Below are 18,467 nucleotides of genomic sequence, written 5' to 3'. Positions count from 1 at the left end.
GATGAAAATTTTATAATATTTCAAACCGTTGCAGAAACTTATTGCGTCTTTAGAGGAGCGTCGGCGGGGGAAAGGGCGGTTCACCTTGCAACAAATGCGGACGGCTTGCGAGCTTGTCGGCACGGTTTTCGCCGGCTCTTCCCCTGACGAGATTCACTTAAGGCTACACAAGAAATCATGGCGGATGGTCCGTTCCTGAGCGGCGTACGACTACCGGCTCCGCACAAAGCATTTGCATATACCTATTATCTTATCTCTTAAATCATAGGCGGTTCCAGTGGCGTTCCGAAAGAAGCTTCTCAAGAAAATCGGCAGCTTGCGGCAAATTCTCAGTCGAGAGAAAACGATGCTGGAGCGCCTGCAAAGCATTGCGCACCTGCTCACGGGAAACATTCTGAGCTCGGTCATCGGCCTTATCGGCTTTGCGCTCACGGCCAGGGCACTCGGTCCGGCAGGCTACGGTGTCCTCGCGCTATGCTTCTCCTACACGCGCGCGGTCGAACGGATCGTCAGCTTCCAGTCGTGGCAGCCACTGATCAAGTATGGCGCGCATTCGCTCGCGGAGAACGCCGACGATGCGACCGAACTTCCGGCCTTACTCAAATTCGGCCTGCTGCTCGACATCTCCGCGGCACTGGCGGGATGGCTGGTTGCCGTCCTGCTAATCCTGGTAGCCGCGCCCTGGTTCGGCATATCGGGGGACGGGGCGAACCTTGCCATTCTCTACTGCACGGTCCTGCCGTTCCAGGTCTCCGGCATGCCGACCGCCGTGCTGCGCCTCTACGGGCGCTTCATGGCGATCGCCTATGGCCAGGTCGTCACGAGCGTTCTGAGGGTCGTTCTTTGCGCCATCGGCGTCGCCACCGGCGCAGGCCTATTCGAATTCGCGCTGATCTGGATGGCGGCTCAGATTCTCGGCACCGTCGTCCTGGTGATTTTCTCGCTGGCCGAACTGCGACGGCAGGGCGTCCTTTCGGGCCTGATGAGCGCTCCGCTTCGCGGCATTACCAAGCGGTTTCCGGGTCTGTGGAAGTTCGCGATCTCGGCGAACCTCTCGCTCACCATTCGTTCAAGCGCAAATGAGCTCGATACGCTGCTCGTCGGCTATCTTGCCGATCCGACCTCCGCCGGCCTGTATCACATTGCAAAACGCATCGGCCGCATCGCACAGCAGGCCGGCGTGCAAGTTCAGGCAGTCCTCTATCCGGAACTCGCCCGGGCATGGGCAACCAAAGCCCTCGGCGCCTTCCATCGCGCGGTCGCGCAGATGCAGGGACTGCTTCTCGGTTGCGGCCTGCTGCTGATCGGCAGTCTTTACCTCGTGATCGACCCGCTGCTCACCTGGGCCGCCGGGCCTGATTTCGCAGCTGCGGGCCCCCTCGTCGTGGTGCAGTCGGTCGCAGTGACCATGACGCTGTGCGGTGCGGTCGTCCGCTCGGCACTTCTCGCAATGGGACGCGAAAACGAAATACTGCGCAGCGTAACGATCGCAGCGATCGGCTTTCATGCCACCGCCTTCGCCCTTATTCCGGTCATAGGCGCGATGGGAGCGAACGTTGCTCACATCGTCATGGCCTCGATCTGGCTGTCCACCATGATGCTGAGCTACCGCCGAACCCCTGCGCCGTGAGGGTTGAAACGCAAAGTTAAAGAAGCATCTTGCCTCCAGCCTGTTTTTCTGTGAAATTCGGCGTCAGATTTTATTTATTTCAAATATTGCTGGGATTAACACTTAAAACTGAGGTCGCTTTTCCGGATCTTTCGCGCAAATTCTGCTGCTTCGCCACGGAACCTCAACCTATACCTTCAATACCGACGGCCGACCGTAGCTGCACCCCATTCACGCTAGCGAATTTCGGAAGCACTGTTTGACCCAGGACCAAAGCCCCTGTTGGGGGGCGGCGAACCGTTCGTTTCGGTGCAATCGCCCTGGAGGCGATCGATGAAAGGGCCAAAGATGGAAATGCGGGATATCGACTTCCTGATCATCGGAGCGACGAAGAGCGCGACGACGTGGCTTCAGCAATCGTTGCAGCAGGACCCGGGCATATTCATGCCCGATCCCGAACTGCACTATTTCAGCCGCTATTACGAGCGCGGCGACGAATGGTATCTGGAACATTTCGCAGGCCAGGAGCACCGGCGGCTGCACGGTGAAAAATCCAACTCCTACATGGATGTGCCGGAAGCGGCGGAGAGAATAAGGGAAAAACTGCCCCAGGCCCGCCTGATAGCGCAGCTTCGCAATCCGGTGGACCGAGCCTATTCCGATTATTGCATGCTTTATCGCCGCGCCGAGGTCGGGCGCGACATCGCCCAGTACCTCGATCCGCGACAAGGAGCGGGCGGGCGCTTCCTGAACGGCGGTCTTTATTTTCAGCAGTTGCAAGGCTATCTCGATCGGTTCCCCATGGAGCAGCTTCTGGTGCTCCTCTACGAGGACCTGAAGCTCGACGCCCGCGTCCAACTCGCCCGCGTCCGCGGCTTCCTCGGGCTCGAAGCCGATGTTCCGCTGAAGCCGCTTGCAAAAAAGGTGAAGGACAAATCGGAACCGGTCGTCAATCCGACCCTGCGCCGTCTCCTGCGTCCCTTAAAGCCGGTTGCTGCTCCATTCCGGCAGAATACCGGTTTCAAGAAACTGCGCTCGCTGATTGCCGGCGAGCTTCAATACGCACCGCTCAGCCATGATCTGCGCGCGCGGATGACCGATTACTTCGCGCCTGAAACGGAAAAACTCGGCGCCCTCGTCGGAAGGGATCTGACGGGCTGGCTGAGAAACAGAGGCCCCGAGAAATGACATCCGGCCCGGCGTACCGGGTGATCAAGCCCTTCAACAGTTCCTTGGGGTCTAAGGCAATGACGTCTTCTGCAGCAGTTGATCTGAGCCAAGCGGAAACGCCCAGCATAGGCAGCGGCGATCAGGTGGTCGTGTGCCTTCCCTTCATTGGAGATCTTGTCGGCGGGAGTCACATGTCCTCGCTGGGCCTGATACGAAATCTCCCAAGATCGCGTTTCATGCCACTCGTCGTGCTGCACGACACCGATGGACCGGTCGCAGATTTGTTTCGCCGTGAGGGCATCGACTTTGTCGCCGCTCCTGTTCTGAACCGCCTGAAGCGGGCGGCTCCGCGCAACAGCGCTGCAATCGTCAATGTTATGCGCACACTGCCCGCGCTCGTCCGATTCTTGCGAGCGAACAATGCCTCGATCGTACACACGAACGATGGCCGCACACACCTCATCTGGGGTCTCGCTGCGCGCGTCGCAGGGTCGAAGCATCTCTGGCATCATCGCGGCGACGCGACTTCGTTCGGTCTGCGCCGTGTCGCGCCATGGCTTCCCAATCGCCTTGTGGCCGTATCGAAATTCGCATCGCCCCGCCCCGGGCTTTTCTCGGCTGCGGGCAAATGCAGTGTCGTGCACAGCCCCTTCGACGTCACGAAGATGGCCGGATTCGAGCGCAAGCAAGCCCGCGACAATGTGCTGGGCGCGATCGGGTGTACGCCCGAGACGAAGCTTCTCGGCTATGTCGGGACCCTGGTTGACCGTAAGCGACCAATCCTGTTTGTCGAAGCGGTTGCCGCCCTGAAGCGGCTTTCGCCTGAGACCAAGGTTGCGGGTCTGTTTTTCGGCAATGCGCTCAACGGTCTGGACGAGGCCGCGAAAGCGCGTGCCGAGGCGCTTGGAATTGCCGATTGCATACACTTCATGGGTTTCCGTTATCCGGGCGAGCCCTGGATCGCCGGATTGGACGCTTTGCTGGTGACGGCCGTCAACGAACCGCTCGGAAGAACCCTCGTCGAGGCGATGCTTCTCGGCACGCCGGTCGTCGCGGCCGACTCGGGCGGAAATCCGGAAGTGGTCGAAGATGGCCGGACCGGCATGCTCGTGCGCGCCGACGATCCGGATGAATTCGCCAGGGCGTGCCGGAAACTGTTCAGCGATGCGGCGCTTCGCGATCGGATCGTGGAAACGGCGCGCGGCGAAGTACGATCCCGTTTCAGCTTCGAGCGCCACGTACATGCGATTACTTCGGTCTACGAAGAGCTGACAGGCATCACCGCCATGCAGCGCTCCGCCAGAGCGGGATGAGGAAGAGTGCGGACGGGACATATCCCGCCCTCATTAGTTGTGAGGCGATCGTGTCAGAATCCGGTTTGACAACGGCACATCAATTTCGTTTTGCGAGCCAGCCCAGCAGAACGAACCTTCGCCTTGCGGCGATCGAACGTGCCGTCGTCTATTTGGCCGTTTTCCTGGCGCCGTACGCGACATTCCGGTTTTCCGAACTTTTCTTCACGTTCAGCGATTTCTTCTTTTGCTTGAGCCTGTTCCTTCTTCTGATCACCGGGCGTATCAGGAGCAGACCGCTCGAACAAACGACGTCGATATGGCTTTGCGCTTTCACTCTGTTGTTCATCGGGATCATGCTTGGCAGCCTGTTTCACGGCAGTCCGCAGCGCGGGCTGATCGTGATGGGGCAATATCTCTTCGCCTACCTGATCTTGATGGTCATCCTCATTCGTGAGGACCCAAGGGAAGCCTATCGGCTGGCCGCCATCTTCCTGGCCAGCGTCATCCTCATCGATATTCACGGAATTATCACGTTCTACACGGTCGGGTATGTGCCTGGAGAAGGTAAGGGCGTCGTGACCGGCGGGAAGCGCCTCGCTACCGTCTTGCGCAACCCAAACCTTGCCGCGGCGATAAACGCCCTGACGCTGCCGATTCTGCTGTTTTTCTGGTCTTCGGGCCGCCTGAAATCGTACCTCGCTTTGCCTGCTCTCGCGATCGTCATCGTCACGGTCGTCCTGACGAGTTCGAACAGCGGGCTGTTTTCAACAGCGCTTTGTCTTGCCGTCTTCATCGCGATGATTTCGACGCCGCGGCTGCTCTTGCGACTGGCACTTGGATTGGCCATCGTCGTTGGCGGCGCGGCACTATTCGGCAGTAAGGAGATGCTGCCTAAGACATTCCAGACACGCGTTTTGGGCGCGTTGTCCTCCGGAGACATATCCGAAGCGGGGACGTTCCTCTCCAGAGCCGCGCTGATGGAGGAGGCGATGCATATAATCTCGGAGGATCAGATCCGGCTCGTGGGGCTCGGTGCGGATCAATTCCGTGAGAGAAGCGTTCAAAGCGCCCCGGTTCATAATATCTATCTTCTCCTCTGGGTCGAGGGCGGACTGCTCGCGCTTGTCGGCTGGTTGATGTTTTCGGGCGTCGGCATGCTGCTGGCGCTCGCGATTTTGAAGGTTGGCGGAGACAAACGCGCGCTCGCGGCGGTGGTGACGACAATCCTGGTCTTCCTGGTAATTGCTCTCTTCAATCCGCATATGTATGCGCGATATTGGACCATGCCGATTCTTCTGTGTTTCGGACTGGGCCTTACGCAGCTGAGAGGTGTCGGACCAACCAAGGCTCAAAGCCCGTGAACCATGCAAGCGACGTCCCAATCAAAAGGCACCGTCAGCAACCGAGGACATTCAGGTTACGATTTTTACTGGCCGTGCCGCGAAATCCGGGGTATCCTCAAGTTTGTAACGCCCTTCGTTTTTGATCGTGGCGTATCGATATAGTATCTGCGACTTCATCTGCGCCGCGGCATGGACGAGGCCGCGAGTCAAAGAGAACGTGCTTGTGCAGCCGAAGTAAATTTTTGCCGCATCGAACTAATTCATTGCGCCTTATTCAATATTTTACTAAAGTAACTGAATATAGAAAATTTTTTGATATTAGCAGGTTTCCATGACGACATTCGTTCCCGATGGCAGCCTATCTGCCCGCGCTCATCACCGAGAAACCGTCGATTTTGCCGCTCAGCAGAGTGGGACTACAGTCGGCCTCTTCGATCTCTGGGCCGTGGTAAAGAGGCGATTCTGGCTTCTTGCGTCAATCATCGTCGGCTGTACCTTGCTGTCTGCAATTGCTTCTTTCTCGCTCCCTAAAACCTATACCGCCAGCTCGGAAGTGGTCCTGGAGCGCAAAGATGTCCGGCCATTTGCCACCGATGCAGCTTTGACATCCATCGACCGCGACCGCTCAGCGGCGGAAACCGAGATGGACGTGTTGCAGTCGCGCAAGTTCGCCGGCCGCATCGTGGATCGGTTGAATCTCATCGGTGATCCCAGTTTCAATCCTTATGCGCCGGGCGGGGATAAGTCGGGCGACCGGGGCCTTGTTGACGACATCAAGGAATTCATCGGTATCGGCAGTTCGTCGACAACCGTTCGGGTCGTACCGGATGTGAGGACACAAAGGGATCACGCGATCTCCGCTCTGCTGTCCCAGTTCGAGGTGAGCCGGACCGGCGAAAGCCTCGCCGTGCGGCTTGTCGTAACCAACCAGAATCCGAAACTCGCTCAGCAAATCGCAAATACGATCGCCACCCTCTATGTCGAAGCCTCTCTCGAATTCAAGCAGGACGAGCGGGTCGCGGACAAGCAACGCGCGCTCAACACCGGCGGTGCAGTGGCTTTTCTTCGTCAGAGCATGACGCAGCCGCTTCTGATCACGTTGCGGAACGAAGAGGCTCGGTTGCTGCAGAGCAAAGCCGAACTCGCTGCCAAATACGGCAAGAATCATCCTCAGATGATCGATGCGGATTCGCAGATAGCAGGCATTCGCAGCATGATCGAGGATGAAGTTCAGCGTATCCTGTCCGACCTCGAAGCCGAATCCCTGAAACCCAGCGCACGAATCGTATCGACAGCGGAACTCCCCAATTCACCGTCGTTCCCCAAGCCCGGCCTTATTATTCCGGCCGCATTCGCCGGTTCTACGCTGCTTGCCTGTGTGCTCGCGCTGCTGCTGGAAACGACCGACACCCGTGTCCGTAGCGGACAGCGCACGGCGCAACTGCTGCGAATCCCGAATCTCGGCTATGTTCCGAAGGTGCCGAAGCATCTCACCTCTCCGCGCGCCAAGCGGTCCTCGTGCATTCCGGACTGGAGCAATTTCACGTCCGCTGAAGCGGAGCGGGCGGTTTATATGGCCGGTCGCTATTCCGACGCGAAGCAACTGCGGCGCATCGTGATGGTCACCTCCTGCGTTCACGACGTCGCAAACGCGTCGACAGCTTGGGGAATCGCAACAGCCGCAGCAGCGGACGGCCGCCCTACCGCCTTCGTGAATCTCGACTTCAATCGCCACAACGTTCCCTATCTGAAAAGCATGGAACGTTCACCGGAACCGATCGAACGCTATCTCCGAAATCAAGCGGTGATAGGCGAGATCGTCCAGTCCATCCCGACTTTGCCCGGTTTCGGGTTCATCGACGCGACGCACGTGATGACGGAGCCATTCAGATCGCTGGACTCCGACAAGCTCTGCGAGCTCATCATGGATATTAAGCAAAGCGGATACGACTTCATCGTGCTGAATGCTCCGCCGGCGCTCGCCTCCGGCGATGCAAGTTGGCTGGCGCCCTTTGTCGATGGCGTGATCCTCATAGCCAATTGGGGCAAAACGACTGAAGAGCAACTGCTGGAAGCTGCTACGCAGCTCCGGATGAACCATGCGCATCTGATCGGCACTGTGATCAATCAGGTCAATCCGGAAACCCACAGGCGCCACCACTATGGCGGTTTCGTCATCACGTCCAAGCGCATTCCGGCCGGCCGCTGGCATCGCGTCCGAGGCAATGGCGCATTTCCCGAATGGGCGGACACGGACGTCAACACGCTTCATGCTCCCGCGGCGAGACCTTCGATCACGCGCCCGTCGAATGTCGCTTAGCTCACCATGGGGTGAAAGAACTCTTCCAGCGCCGCAAACGCGGCGCTGCTGGGTCTTTGGTTCCTGTGACAAGCACAGGATGAGGAGTCCTTAGTCCGCGGTATCGCCCGCTATGAAATGGAGAAATGCTTCGAGATTCGTCCATCCGTCGCCATCCAAGTCTTGTCGACCATCGCTGGCATCTGCCGGGTTGGTACCGTTTTCGACCTCCCAGTCATCCGAGATACCGTCCATGTCGCTGTCCGGATACGGCACCCCGGCATCGAGGTCCGGCCAACCGCCGACGTCCTGCGGATCGTTCACGAGCAATCGCCCGCTGCGGTTCCTGACCGCCTCGGTGATGCGGCGATCGACGGCGTCGCGGCGGGGCTTCGTCGCACCGGCACCCGCCAGGACGTCCTCGTAAGCAATTTCGGGTGCAGAGGCGCGGACCGCGGGTGCATCAAAAGCCGAGGCTGAAACGAATCTTCTTTGTTTCTCGGCTAAAACGAGGCTGTCATCTTGGCTGGCGCCGGTGCGATAGGGTTCGTCGTAATTGTCCTTCAGATAAATCGCGTGCCCGCGTCCGCTTTCTTCGAAGAGATGAACCATATGGTCGTTTCGCAGCTTTTCCCCAGCGATCTTGTAGTTGCCGACCACATTGGCCTGGATCCGCGCCCATTCATCGCCGAAGCTCAAGACATATTGCCATTTCGGCGAGAAAAACACGTTGTTCACGACATCCGCGACGGCGCCTGGAATTTTCATCTTTATCAGCGGATTTCTGAACTGGCCGAAAGCGAAGAGAGAGTGATGCACGGAGACGTTGCCGCCCTTCGTGAACAACATGTTGCGCGCCCGCTTGTCCTTCCCGGGGCCGCCCCGCAGCAGCGGTTCGCTCGCAATACCCCACTGCCAGGTGAAGTTGCTCGCTTCTTCCGAATCGATCGTCTCGTCTGATCCCCAACTGGCGGAGATATGATCAAGCATGATATCCTTCGCTGAGTTGGAATACATTCCGAGGCCTCCGGAACAGCAAGCCTTCACGGCATGCGGACCGGGGCGAAGACGAATGTGCCTGATGATCACGTCATTGGTCACGATTTCGATTGAAGGGCGAATTTGCGTCTCGCCGTTCCGGATGGCGATCCCCCCGCCCGGTGCCGTCTCTCCGGCAATCGTCAGGAATGGATGTCGAACGACCAACGATCTTTCACGAAGAACAATGGTGCCGCCCGTGCGGAAAATACAAATGCGCGGGCCGGATGCCTCGATGCACGCACGCAAGGAGCCCTGCCCCGACTCGTTCGTATTGACGACATAGATCACCTTGCCCCCCCGCCCTCCAAGAGAGCCGGCGCCGAAGCCTTCGGCCGTGGGAAAGGCACGTTGTCTCCCGTCTGGAAGCTTGGGTGAAAGGGGCTGGGCCAGTGCCGCCTGTGCTAGAGCTTCCCGCGAGAAGCCGACCCATGATCCGCAGACCAACCCCGCCAAAATCAGGCAACGCGCTATGGTGAAACCAAATGCCCTTACGTCATGCGCCTGGTAGATTACCGTCATGCTATTGCGCCGCCATCCTGCAGAAGTATGACACCGACCTTCAAAGATAGCCGTAGCGTCGAAGCATCCAACCGCCCAGCCGTTCGAAGGAAACCTGCTGACGGGTCGGCATCCGTGTTCGCCACGTTTCATCCTTGTTGAGCGCGATCGACGCGTTCATGCGCAGCCGATTGCCTGCCACCTGATGTCCCGGCCCCATAGCCTCGCCGTTCTGCAGCGATGTACCCACCTGATTGAGGTCAAGCTCGAGGAACGTCCCGATTTGCTGCATAACAGCAACAGGGTCAGACGCGAAATCCTCGTATCTGACACGCATGACCTTTTCAGAGCCCAATTTTCGCGAGAGATATTCGACCGCAAGATTGACCATGCTCCAGCGCAAGGCTGTCCTGAATACCGATTTCGGTTTGATTTCCTTCTGCAAGCCCGATTTGGCATCGCGCTCGTAACCCTTCAGCAACGACCAGGCTACACCGCGCCCGTCACGCACCAGATGAATGACCCGCATGTCGATCCCGGGTATCTGTGCAACGGCCATCGCCCTCCCCGGCAGCTTCGAGGAATCGACGATCACCTGCCGGCCCGAGCACGACTGCATTGCGCTGAACAGGCGCTTCGTATGAAGCATATACAAAGAAAATTGTTTTCCGAGACCCATGCCGCCGAGCAATCTCGTCATCATCGAAAGCCCTTCGAACTTCTGCTGAAGGGCGCAATACTCCTCCATTAGCCCGGGATCCTGGCCGGCGGACCACTCCCGGCGGACCGAACTCCAGAAGGAGCAGTCGCGAATTGCATTGCCGCACGCACAATATTCGTTGTGACGCCAGACGTGACGTGTGAGCGACGTTATCTCTCCGGCTCCCACCACAGCAGCATGCTGTCCCAGCGCAATGTCGAGTATGGTCGACCCGCTGCGTCCGTAACCTGCGATATAAGCGATGCGAACTTGTTGCGAGGGCATCATGAAGCCTTCCATTCTCTAGAAGTTTGATCTCCGCTTCGGGAGACCGCGACGTTCCATTCCGGCCATGTATGGCTCCGCCTCACGATGCCCGGAAATCCAGCAGAAGCTTTTCGATCTCCGATCCGCCCCCGACGCGTTCCAGCGCGGCGAAAGAACCATCCTCCTTGAGCTCGAACAAGGTTCCGGCGTTTTCCTGCGCGCGGTTCGTTCGGGTCACCACGACCAGGGCGCCCGGACCGCGGAGATAGGAGTGGATGTTCTCGATTGCTGTCCGGATCTGATCCAGCGAAAAGTAGTTCGTATTCAAAATGTTTGCGGCTCTCACGAGATCGAACCGACCGGCAAGGTGCTGCGACCGGCTCATAATATCGTCTTCGACGAAATTTATTTTGCCGTTCTCGGGCAATGATCGCGTGATCATCTGCACCTGCCTGCTCTTGCCTTCCCGTACGCGGTCGCGAAGGCGCGGTTGCAAGAGGACGCGCGCCAACAGGAGCGGGGCAAATGCCAGCGTCACGTAGTCAAGTCTTCTGATCCAGGGCCGAACAGCGACGCCGCGCAGATCATATTGTAGCGGCCAGCCTTCCGGGTCGCAAAAGACCGTGATTCCGGGAGAAAATTCGACGATGTGGGCCTCTACGAATAGATCGGTCGCTGTAATGTGGACCGCGGCGCCGCAACTTTCGAGAAATTTTGACAGTTCCACCGTCGTCAGTCCGGTGGAGACACCCACATCCAGGATGTCGTGGAGGAAAGTAGCGCGCTCGGCGATGAACGGACGGAACGCGACCTCCAGCTCCCGAAATCGGGACGGCTGAGTCAGTTTGAAGGTGCCATTACGCATCTTCAACCGGGCGAAAAAAGCTGACTCCGAGACCAGATCGAACGTGTTGGAACTCAATGAATAAAATTCTTTGGCACTTACGGTCATGGCGTGACAATCCGTATCCATTCAACCAAAAGCGAATATTTTTCTCGGAACTTGAAATACCGTTCCGTCGCAGGGCGGGTGTCGCCCTCTTAAAAAATTTGCCACGACGTGGCGTCTTCTTATGCGTTTTTAATATTCAAAACTTATCTAATGACTGGCGGCGTTATCCGCTCAGCCAAGACGTATCATAATTTCCGAGGCGCAGCAATTTGCAACGTCAGCTGGTGGTGCCGATTTATTCGGCCGCCATTCAGGCCGCAGAAGCCGGAGCATTCTATGCAACGCATGTTTCCGATCTCGGTAATGACGGTCCGTGCCGCCGGGTCGCTTATCTGCGCCGGAAAACCGGGCTGCGCTTTTCTTTGAATGCGGCACGCCCGTCCGCCGCGTATTCCGTCGCGAAACAGATCGTCTGCAGTTGCCGTTCGTATTCAATCGCCTTTTCGAGTGGCATCGAGACCGCGGCCTTCAGATTCGCTTTGGCCGACCCCGCAGCTATGGGTGCCCGCGATACAATGACCGCTGCGATGGCACGTGCGCGCGCCATCAGTTCCCCTTGCGGGACCACTTTACTCACCAGCCCCCATGCGAGACCCTTTTTTGCGCTGACGAGATCCCCCGTCAGAGCCATGAGAGCAGCATTCGAAGCGCCCATCGAATGCGCAGATGTGCCGCCATGCCGCCGCCCCCTATCCAGCCGAGCTTGATCTCAGGCGCGGGAAACTGTGCGCTTTCCGATGCGACGCGAATGTCGCAAGACATCGCAGTTTCCAGGCCGCCGCTGCTGCGGGACAAGGTGACGCTCCGCCCCATGTAACGAGAGCGGAGCAACTCAGCAAAATCCGGCCGATTTGACTTGCGTCGCGCATCGAGAGGCAAAGCCCGATGCTTGCCTGCAAAGCGGTAGCTACCGAAGGTGGGGCCGATACAGTTCCTTGCGATTTCTGCAAGCACCTCGGGCGAGAACACTGCCTTCGAGGGGCTGCAGGCAGCCGGCATCGAACGCCTCCTCGCCGACACCGACCCCCCAAGCTGTTGCGAATGCAGGCTTCACGACGAAAGTATTTTTCCCGGAACGGCTCTGGACTTCCCCGCAGCAATTGTGTTCGATGGGGCGATATTGATCTTGAATTTCTTTGAAGTCCCCCTCGACCTCAGTCAGTGATTTCCTATTCAATTTATGGTGTGACCATGCGTATCGTATTCGTCGGCGCCGTCGAGAGCTCCAAGATTGCTTTGGAAGCGCTGATAAGCGCAAAGCGCACTCCGGTGCTCGTAATAACGCTGCCGCCCGAAGCGGCGGGGCGCCATTCCGATTTTGCGGACCTCGGCGAGATCGGGCGGGCGGCCGGAAGCGCGATCCATTATACGACAGACATAAATTCCCAGGCGACGCTGGAGGCCGTTGCAGCGGCCGCCCCGGATCTCTCGCTCGTTATCGGCTGGTCGCAGGTCTGCCGGCGCCCGTTCAGGGATGTGGCGCGCGCGGGCACCGTCGGTTTTCACCCCGCAGCCTTGCCGCGTCTGCGGGGCCGCGGCGTCATCCCCTGGACCATCCTGCGGGGTGAGGAACGAACGGGCTCGACCCTTTTCTGGCTGGACGACGGCATCGACTCGGGACCGATCCTGTTACAGCGGCAATTTCCCGTCGCCCCGGACGAAACAGCGCGCAGTCTTTATACAAGGCACACCGAAAACCTGGCTGAGATGGTCGTCGAGGCGGCGGCACAGGTCGAATCGGGAAACGCGGCCCGGATCGGGCAGAACGAAGCGGAGGCAAGCTATTGCGCGAAGCGCACCGCGGAGGACGGCCGGATCGATTGGCAAGACCCGGCCGCATCCATCTTGCGGCTGATCCGCGCGGTCGGAGATCCCTATCCGGGCGCCTTTACATTCTACAAAGGCCAGAAAATTCGCATCGATGCGGCAACCCCGGTCGAGAACTCCAGGCAATATATCGGCCTGACCGGGCAGATTCAGGCGTATACGGAGCGCGGGTTCATCGTGCGTTGCGGTGACGGGGAATGCATCGAGGCGCACGCATGGGAATGGACCTCGGACACGCGGCCTCCGGTTCACGGCAAGCTCGGCGGGTCGGACCCGGTCCAGGCTTCTGGGCAAAATACATAAGAACAGTAGAAAACTATAATTGGGCCAATACTGAAAAACTGTTTACAACCCATTAAAGACGTGCTTTTTTATTACGGTATTCGAATATGCCTAGGAATTTTGCGTTGCGGTTGAAATGATCGCGAACGCCTATTTTTGTTGAATTCATTTTATCTAGCCTTTCGAGCAGGTCGAACAGACACACAACAGACGCACTGTTCTTAACCACCATAAGAGCTTTGGGGGTCGTGCGTTCGTCGTTCGGCGGAGCTGTAGGGCTTATAAGTATTGGAAGGGGCCGTCATGCAGCGTATACACGCCGCCGCGAAGGCAGTTCGTAATCATTTCCTGACGTTACCGACTATTTTGGGAAGAGAGGGCAGCAGAGCACCGGCCAGAATGTTCTGGGCGATCTGCGGAGCCGCCCTCGATATCGGCTTCAGGCGGGTAAGGGGAGCGGTCCGCAGCGTTCAAAAATATCCTGCCCTCTATCTCACCGACCTGGCATCGGTCGGCGTCGCGCTCGCGATGGCATTATTGCTGCGCTACGGCGTCGGAGAGCTTTCCGCACGACCGGAGACCGCCTCGGTGCTGTTCTGGTCCGGTGTGCAATACCTCGCTATATGCGCACTCGTTTTCCCCCTCTCGGGCCTTTACAGCCGTAACTGGAAATATGGCTCCATTTCCGACCTCTTCATCATTTTGCGGGCGGTGTTGCTGACCTCCCTGCTGCTCGTCACGCTGCTGTTTTTCTCCACCAGGCTCACCGACATCCCGCGCACCGTCGTTCCGATGCAGTCTCTCCTGCTCATCGCCTTCCTGGCAGCAGCAAGGCTGAGCTTCCGCGCCGAGGAACTCGCGCTGAGGCGGCCCGTTTTCAAGTCCGGGCGCAGCAAGGACGCGCAGGACGACAACCGAATTCCGCTGCTGCTTATCGGCGCGAGCGATGCCGCCGACCTTTATCTTCGCGCTCTCGCACGCGATCCCAACGCGACCTATAAGCCCGTCGCATGCCTCGACAGAAGCGAGGATCAGATCGGCATGAGCCTGCGCGGCGTGCCGATCGCAGGCCGTATCCAGGATTTCGAAGGGGTGGTTGCGGAGTTGCAGCAACAGGGAAAGCAACCGCGTCATATCGTCTTTACCGAGGCCCCAGCGGCCTTTGGAGAGGAGGCTTCCGACGGCCTGCTGAGATCCGCCGAAAGGCTGGGCATTGCCGTTTCGCGCCTGTCGCAGATGACGGAGCTGAAGCGGGCCAAGGGCGACAACCCCTACGAGCTGCGCTCGATCGAACTGACCGACCTCCTGGAGCGGCCGCAGGCTGCGCTCGATCGGGAGGCGATCGGTCGCCTCGTTCGCGGGCGCCGGGTACTCATCACCGGGGCCGGCGGCTCGATCGGCAGCGAGTTGACGACTCAGGTCGCCGCCTGCGATCCGGCGGAGATCGTCTTGATCGACAACACGGAATACAATCTCTACGCAATCGATATGACGCTCACGGAAAGCTTCCCCCAAGTCCCGCGGTGGAGCTATCTTTGCAGCGTCCGCCGCAGCCAGCGGGTCGAGGAGATATTCGAGCGGCACCGGCCTGAACTCGTCTTTCATGCCGCGGCTCTGAAACACGTGCCCATGGTGCAGATGAATCCTTGCGAGGGCGTGCTCACCAATGTCGTAGGCACCATGAATGTCGCCAACGCCGCCAAGAAATACGGCACGCTCGCTATGGTCCAGGTGTCGACCGACAAGGTCGTCAATTCGACGAGCGTCATGGGCGCGACGAAGCGTCTTGCCGAGCTCTACTGCCAGGCGCTCGACCTGAACGGCATCGAAACGGGTCTCGGCCCGCGCTTCATGACGGTCCGCTTCGGCAACGTGCTGGGTTCCAGCGGTTCGCTGATCCCGCTCTTCAAGCGCCAACTGGCCCGGGGCGGCCCGCTGACCGTGACCGATGCGAATATGACGCGGTTCTTTATGACGATCCGCGAAGCGGTGGAACTCACCCTGCAGGCTTCCGCCTATGGCTTTGAAAAGCAGCTCGGCCAGGGCGAAATCTTCGTGCTGGATATGGGCGAGCCGATCAAGATCATCGACATCGCCCGCCGGATGATCCGGCTTGCCGGCTTCACGCCGGACCAGGAGATCGAAATCAAGATCATCGGCTGCAGGCCGGGCGAAAAGCTCTTCGAGGAGCTTTTCGACGAAACCGACAAGCGCATAAGCTCGCCGGTGCCGGGCGTTCTTGGAGCGGTGCCCGAACCCATTCCGCTGCCGACGCTGAGGGACGCGTTCGCGCGCCTGCAGCGCTATTCGGAACGTGGCAACGAGGCCAGCGTCGTGGCGGTCATGCGCGAATTGCTGCCGAGATATGAGCACGAGGCGGATCGCAAAACGGCGGCGGCGAGCACACGCACGCCATTGCGGCCGAAGAGCCGGATCAGGGCCAAGGCAGCGAAATCACCACGCGGCTACGGCGCGGAGGTCCGCCTGCCCGGGAGGTGACGACGCCGTACACGATCGGTGCTGATGCATCGTGACGGCATTGCGGCCGCCTGCGAAAGTCCGCCGATCGGAAGCCGTGTCGCGCGCCGATCTTGCAGCAGACCAGTCGGCGCCCCCCGCGCGGCCCGCGTGTACGGCCGACGCAGTTGGAAGTTGAACGTTGAATACCACCGCTCGACGGTGGAGCCGATCCCGGGAGACGAGCAGTGGATCTTGTTGAAAAGGTTTCTCGAACCGAAGCCGAGGACTTTACGGACCGTTCGGCAAAACACGACGGAGTGGCGCGCCCGTTGCCGCAGAAGCGCGTTGTTGCCGTCGTCGCCAGCCTGACAGCCTCTCTCGTGATCTTTCGGCTCGAGCTGCTGAAGCGATTGGTCGCCGCCGGGCACGATGTCATAGCCTTCGCACCCGAACACGACCCCCGTGTCGAGCAGGAGCTTGCGCGCATCGGCGTGCGCTTCATCCAGATCCCCATGGCGCGCACCGGGCTCAACCCGCTGGAGGACCTGCGGACCTTCTGGACGCTAAGGCGCCACTTCGCCCGCTTGCAACCGGACATCGTCCTTCCCTATACCATGAAGCCGATCATCTACGCCGGGATCGCGGCCAGGACGCTCGGGATAAAGGAGCGCTGCTTCCTCGTCACGGGGCTCGGCCATATATTCTCGGAAGCCGCCGGTGCTTCGCTCAAGGCACGGGCAATCCGACACCTGTGTGTCCGGTTATACCGTTCGGCGCTGCGGGGCGCCCGCGTCGTCTTCGTTTACAACGACGCGGACGACGACGACATTCGCCGCTACCGAATGTTGCAGGGCGGCCTGTCGCCGACGATGATCTCCGGATCGGGCGTCGATCTCGACCATTTCGAATTCTCGAAGCCGCCTCGGGGCGGGCCAACTTTCCTGATGGTCGCCCGGCTGCTGCGCGACAAGGGCGTCGTCGAATATGTCGAAGCCGCACGGATCGTGCGCCGTTCTTTCCCGCATGCCAGATTTCAGCTGCTCGGCCATTTCGACAGTAACCCGACGGCGATTTCGCGCCAGGAAATCGATGGCTGGGTGCGCGAGGGAATACTCGACTACCTCGGCACGACAGTGGACGTGCGGCCCTATCTCGCGGCGTCCAACGTTTTCGTCCTGCCTTCCTATTACCGTGAAGGAATTCCGCGGAGCATTCTCGAGGCCCTGGCGACGGGACGCCCGGTAATCACGACGGATCTGCCGGGCTGCCGGGACACCGTGCAGCCGGGAACCAACGGGATGGTCGTGAAGGCGCGCGACGTCGCAGCGCTCGCCGACGCCATGGCCGCTTTTGCGCGGGACCCGGACCTCGCGGAGAAAATGGGAAAGCGGTCGCGAGAGCTCGCGCAAACCAAGTTTGACGTCCACATGATCAACAGGATGCTGTTTGCCGGCATGCACCTGGCCGATTGAGGGATTTTCATGGTGCTGCAGATCAGCCACGTAGAACGTCGCCGCGGCAGACATGGGGCACCGCGATGATAATGCATGTCATCACCAATTTCACCGCGAGTGCCGGCGCCGAAACGATGCTGGCACGGCTGCTGCACGGAGCGACGGACGAGCGCATCGTCGTGGTTTCTCTCATCGGCGTTTCCGAGCGGAACCGTCGCCTCGCCGACAATCCGAGGGTCGCCTATGTCTCGCTGGGTGCCGCTTCGCTCGCGGCGCTTCCGGGCGCGATCCTGCGGCTTGCCCGGCTAATCCGGAAGGAGCAGCCCGACGTGATCCTCTGCTGGATGTACCACGCGATGGTCGCCGGCACCCTGGCGGCGGGCATGGCTCGGCATGGAGCGCCGGTCTTCTGGAACGTGCGCCAGTCGCTGGACGATCCCGCTTCCCTTACGCGCAGTTCCCGCGTCGCGATTGCGGCCGCGAAACTGTTGTCGCACCGGCCGAGCGGCATCATCTACAACAGCGCCCGCGCGCTCGAACTGCATCGCGCCTACGGCTACGCAAATCGGAACGCGGTCGTCATTCCCAACGGCTTCGACCTTCCGCAAGTCGCGGCTCCCGAACCGCGAACGGCCCGGCGGATCGGTATCGTGGGTCGCTTCCACCCGCAGAAAGATCACGGAACCTTCTTCAAGGCGGCCGCTCAGGTGGTGAAGACCCACCCGCAGGCAGTCTTCTCCGCGGCCGGCAACGGCCTCGTCCGCGACAACCCGGCCGTCGTCGAGCTGATGGCACAAGCCGGTCTTCCGGCCCACGCCGTCGATCTCCGGGGGGAGATCGGCGACATGCCTGCATTCTATCAAAGCATCGATCTTTTGGTCCTCTCCTCGCGGACCGAAGGCTTCCCGAACGTCATCGCGGAGGCGATGAGCTTCGGCAAGCCGATCGTCACGACGGATGTCGGTGACGCGGCCGCGATCGCCGGAAAGGCCGGTATCGCAGTACCGGCGCGCGACCCGCAAGCTCTTGCCGGTGCGATGCGCGCCTTTCTCGACCTGCCGGAGGCGGAGTATGCGCGTTATGCGCGCGCGGCGCGCGAACGCATCGAAAGTGAGTATGCGATTGCTGCGGTGACCGCAAAATATTCAGATTTCCTCGCGGCTTGACTGAAGCAATACATATGTCTAACCCGTTTGATTATCTCCCTGCTATCGTGTTTCCGGCAAGGTGCACACAAGAAATTTCGACAAAACTTTCTACACGATTGAAA

General features: G+C 59.5%; 14 protein-coding genes. 9 read left to right on the top strand and 5 right to left on the bottom strand.

Annotation, left to right across the window (positions count from 1 at the left end; translation table 11 throughout):
* Positions 1-277: 277 nt before the first annotated feature.
* The 5 genes from ACTJKL_RS09955 to ACTJKL_RS09935 all read left to right on the top strand — a co-directional run bounded on the left by ACTJKL_RS09955 (position 278) and on the right by ACTJKL_RS09935 (position 7,737).
* Positions 278-1,630: a lipopolysaccharide biosynthesis protein gene (locus ACTJKL_RS09955; protein ID WP_411922511.1), complete on the top strand. Its 1,353-nt coding sequence runs from the start codon at positions 278-280 to the stop codon at positions 1,628-1,630.
* A 327-nt stretch (positions 1,631-1,957) separates the two neighbouring features.
* Positions 1,958-2,797, top strand: coding sequence for a sulfotransferase family protein (locus ACTJKL_RS09950; RefSeq protein WP_411922604.1), 840 nt, complete (start codon positions 1,958-1,960; stop codon positions 2,795-2,797).
* A 59-nt stretch (positions 2,798-2,856) separates the two neighbouring features.
* Positions 2,857-4,092: a glycosyltransferase family 4 protein gene (locus ACTJKL_RS09945; protein WP_411922512.1), complete on the top strand. Its 1,236-nt coding sequence runs from the start codon at positions 2,857-2,859 to the stop codon at positions 4,090-4,092.
* Positions 4,093-4,142: 50 nt separating this feature from the next.
* Entirely contained in the window at positions 4,143-5,435 is a 1,293-nt protein-coding gene (locus ACTJKL_RS09940) for an O-antigen ligase family protein (RefSeq protein ID WP_411922513.1), read from the top strand.
* A 313-nt stretch (positions 5,436-5,748) separates the two neighbouring features.
* Positions 5,749-7,737, top strand: a complete 1,989-nt coding sequence (locus ACTJKL_RS09935) for a GumC family protein (protein WP_411922514.1) — start codon at positions 5,749-5,751, stop codon at positions 7,735-7,737.
* A 90-nt stretch (positions 7,738-7,827) separates the two neighbouring features.
* Here the strand turns inward: ACTJKL_RS09935 and ACTJKL_RS09930 are convergent, their stop codons facing one another.
* The 5 genes from ACTJKL_RS09930 to ACTJKL_RS09910 all read right to left on the bottom strand — a co-directional run bounded on the left by ACTJKL_RS09930 (position 7,828) and on the right by ACTJKL_RS09910 (position 11,936).
* The gene (locus ACTJKL_RS09930; protein ID WP_411922605.1) at positions 7,828-9,276 is read right to left on the bottom strand and encodes a pectate lyase; all 1,449 of its coding nucleotides are present in this window, start codon (positions 9,274-9,276) and stop codon (positions 7,828-7,830) included.
* Between the two features lie 40 nt (positions 9,277-9,316).
* A complete protein-coding gene (locus ACTJKL_RS09925) occupies positions 9,317-10,255 on the bottom strand; it encodes a sulfotransferase family protein (protein ID WP_411922515.1) in 939 nt (312 codons plus the stop codon).
* A gap of 67 nt (positions 10,256-10,322) precedes the next feature.
* Complete coding sequence (locus ACTJKL_RS09920; RefSeq protein WP_411922516.1) at positions 10,323-11,195, bottom strand: ATP-binding protein; 873 nt, start codon at positions 11,193-11,195, stop codon at positions 10,323-10,325.
* A gap of 307 nt (positions 11,196-11,502) precedes the next feature.
* Complete coding sequence (locus ACTJKL_RS09915) at positions 11,503-11,805, bottom strand: enoyl-CoA hydratase/isomerase family protein (protein ID WP_411934378.1); 303 nt, start codon at positions 11,803-11,805, stop codon at positions 11,503-11,505.
* A complete protein-coding gene (locus tag ACTJKL_RS09910) occupies positions 11,796-11,936 on the bottom strand; it encodes a hypothetical protein (RefSeq protein WP_411922518.1) in 141 nt (46 codons plus the stop codon). Before ACTJKL_RS09910 ends, ACTJKL_RS09915 begins: the two co-directional genes overlap by 10 nt.
* A gap of 429 nt (positions 11,937-12,365) precedes the next feature.
* Here ACTJKL_RS09910 and ACTJKL_RS09905 point away from each other — a divergent pair, with 429 nt between their 5' ends.
* The 4 genes from ACTJKL_RS09905 (at position 12,366) to ACTJKL_RS09890 (ending at position 18,363) form a co-directional block, all read left to right on the top strand.
* The gene (locus ACTJKL_RS09905) at positions 12,366-13,304 is read left to right on the top strand and encodes a methionyl-tRNA formyltransferase (RefSeq protein ID WP_411922519.1); all 939 of its coding nucleotides are present in this window, start codon (positions 12,366-12,368) and stop codon (positions 13,302-13,304) included.
* A 378-nt stretch (positions 13,305-13,682) separates the two neighbouring features.
* Positions 13,683-15,782, top strand: coding sequence for a polysaccharide biosynthesis protein (locus ACTJKL_RS09900; protein ID WP_411922520.1), 2,100 nt, complete (start codon positions 13,683-13,685; stop codon positions 15,780-15,782).
* Between the two features lie 206 nt (positions 15,783-15,988).
* The gene (locus ACTJKL_RS09895; RefSeq protein ID WP_411934380.1) at positions 15,989-17,215 is read left to right on the top strand and encodes a glycosyltransferase family 4 protein; all 1,227 of its coding nucleotides are present in this window, start codon (positions 15,989-15,991) and stop codon (positions 17,213-17,215) included.
* 65 nt (positions 17,216-17,280) lie between these two features.
* The gene (locus tag ACTJKL_RS09890) at positions 17,281-18,363 is read left to right on the top strand and encodes a glycosyltransferase family 4 protein (RefSeq protein ID WP_411922522.1); all 1,083 of its coding nucleotides are present in this window, start codon (positions 17,281-17,283) and stop codon (positions 18,361-18,363) included.
* The last annotated feature ends 104 nt before the right edge of the window (positions 18,364-18,467 follow it).

The organism is Sinorhizobium sp. 22678, from assembly GCF_052044265.1.
Lineage (GTDB): Bacteria > Pseudomonadota > Alphaproteobacteria > Rhizobiales > Rhizobiaceae > Sinorhizobium > Sinorhizobium meliloti_A.
Note: the sequence above shows the minus strand (reverse complement) of the source record. Positions and strands in the feature narration are given on the sequence as shown.

What these genes read in the sequence shown, in the direction of transcription:
- ACTJKL_RS09890 (WP_411922522.1), top strand. Translation starts at nt 17,281, where the DNA reads ATGATAATGCATGTCATCACCAATTTCACCGCGAGTGCCGGCGCCGAA.
- ACTJKL_RS09950 (WP_411922604.1), top strand. Translation starts at nt 1,958, where the DNA reads ATGGAAATGCGGGATATCGACTTCCTGATCATCGGAGCGACGAAGAGC.
- ACTJKL_RS09935 (WP_411922514.1), top strand. Translation starts at nt 5,749, where the DNA reads ATGACGACATTCGTTCCCGATGGCAGCCTATCTGCCCGCGCTCATCAC.
- ACTJKL_RS09920 (WP_411922516.1), bottom strand. Translation starts at nt 11,195, where the DNA reads ATGGATACGGATTGTCACGCCATGACCGTAAGTGCCAAAGAATTTTAT.
- ACTJKL_RS09930 (WP_411922605.1), bottom strand. Translation starts at nt 9,276, where the DNA reads ATGACGGTAATCTACCAGGCGCATGACGTAAGGGCATTTGGTTTCACC.
- ACTJKL_RS09945 (WP_411922512.1), top strand. Translation starts at nt 2,857, where the DNA reads ATGACGTCTTCTGCAGCAGTTGATCTGAGCCAAGCGGAAACGCCCAGC.
- ACTJKL_RS09925 (WP_411922515.1), bottom strand. Translation starts at nt 10,255, where the DNA reads ATGGAAGGCTTCATGATGCCCTCGCAACAAGTTCGCATCGCTTATATC.
- ACTJKL_RS09915 (WP_411934378.1), bottom strand. Translation starts at nt 11,805, where the DNA reads ATGGCTCTGACGGGGGATCTCGTCAGCGCAAAAAAGGGTCTCGCATGG.
- ACTJKL_RS09900 (WP_411922520.1), top strand. Translation starts at nt 13,683, where the DNA reads ATGTTCTGGGCGATCTGCGGAGCCGCCCTCGATATCGGCTTCAGGCGG.
- ACTJKL_RS09910 (WP_411922518.1), bottom strand. Translation starts at nt 11,936, where the DNA reads ATGTCTTGCGACATTCGCGTCGCATCGGAAAGCGCACAGTTTCCCGCG.
- ACTJKL_RS09905 (WP_411922519.1), top strand. Translation starts at nt 12,366, where the DNA reads ATGCGTATCGTATTCGTCGGCGCCGTCGAGAGCTCCAAGATTGCTTTG.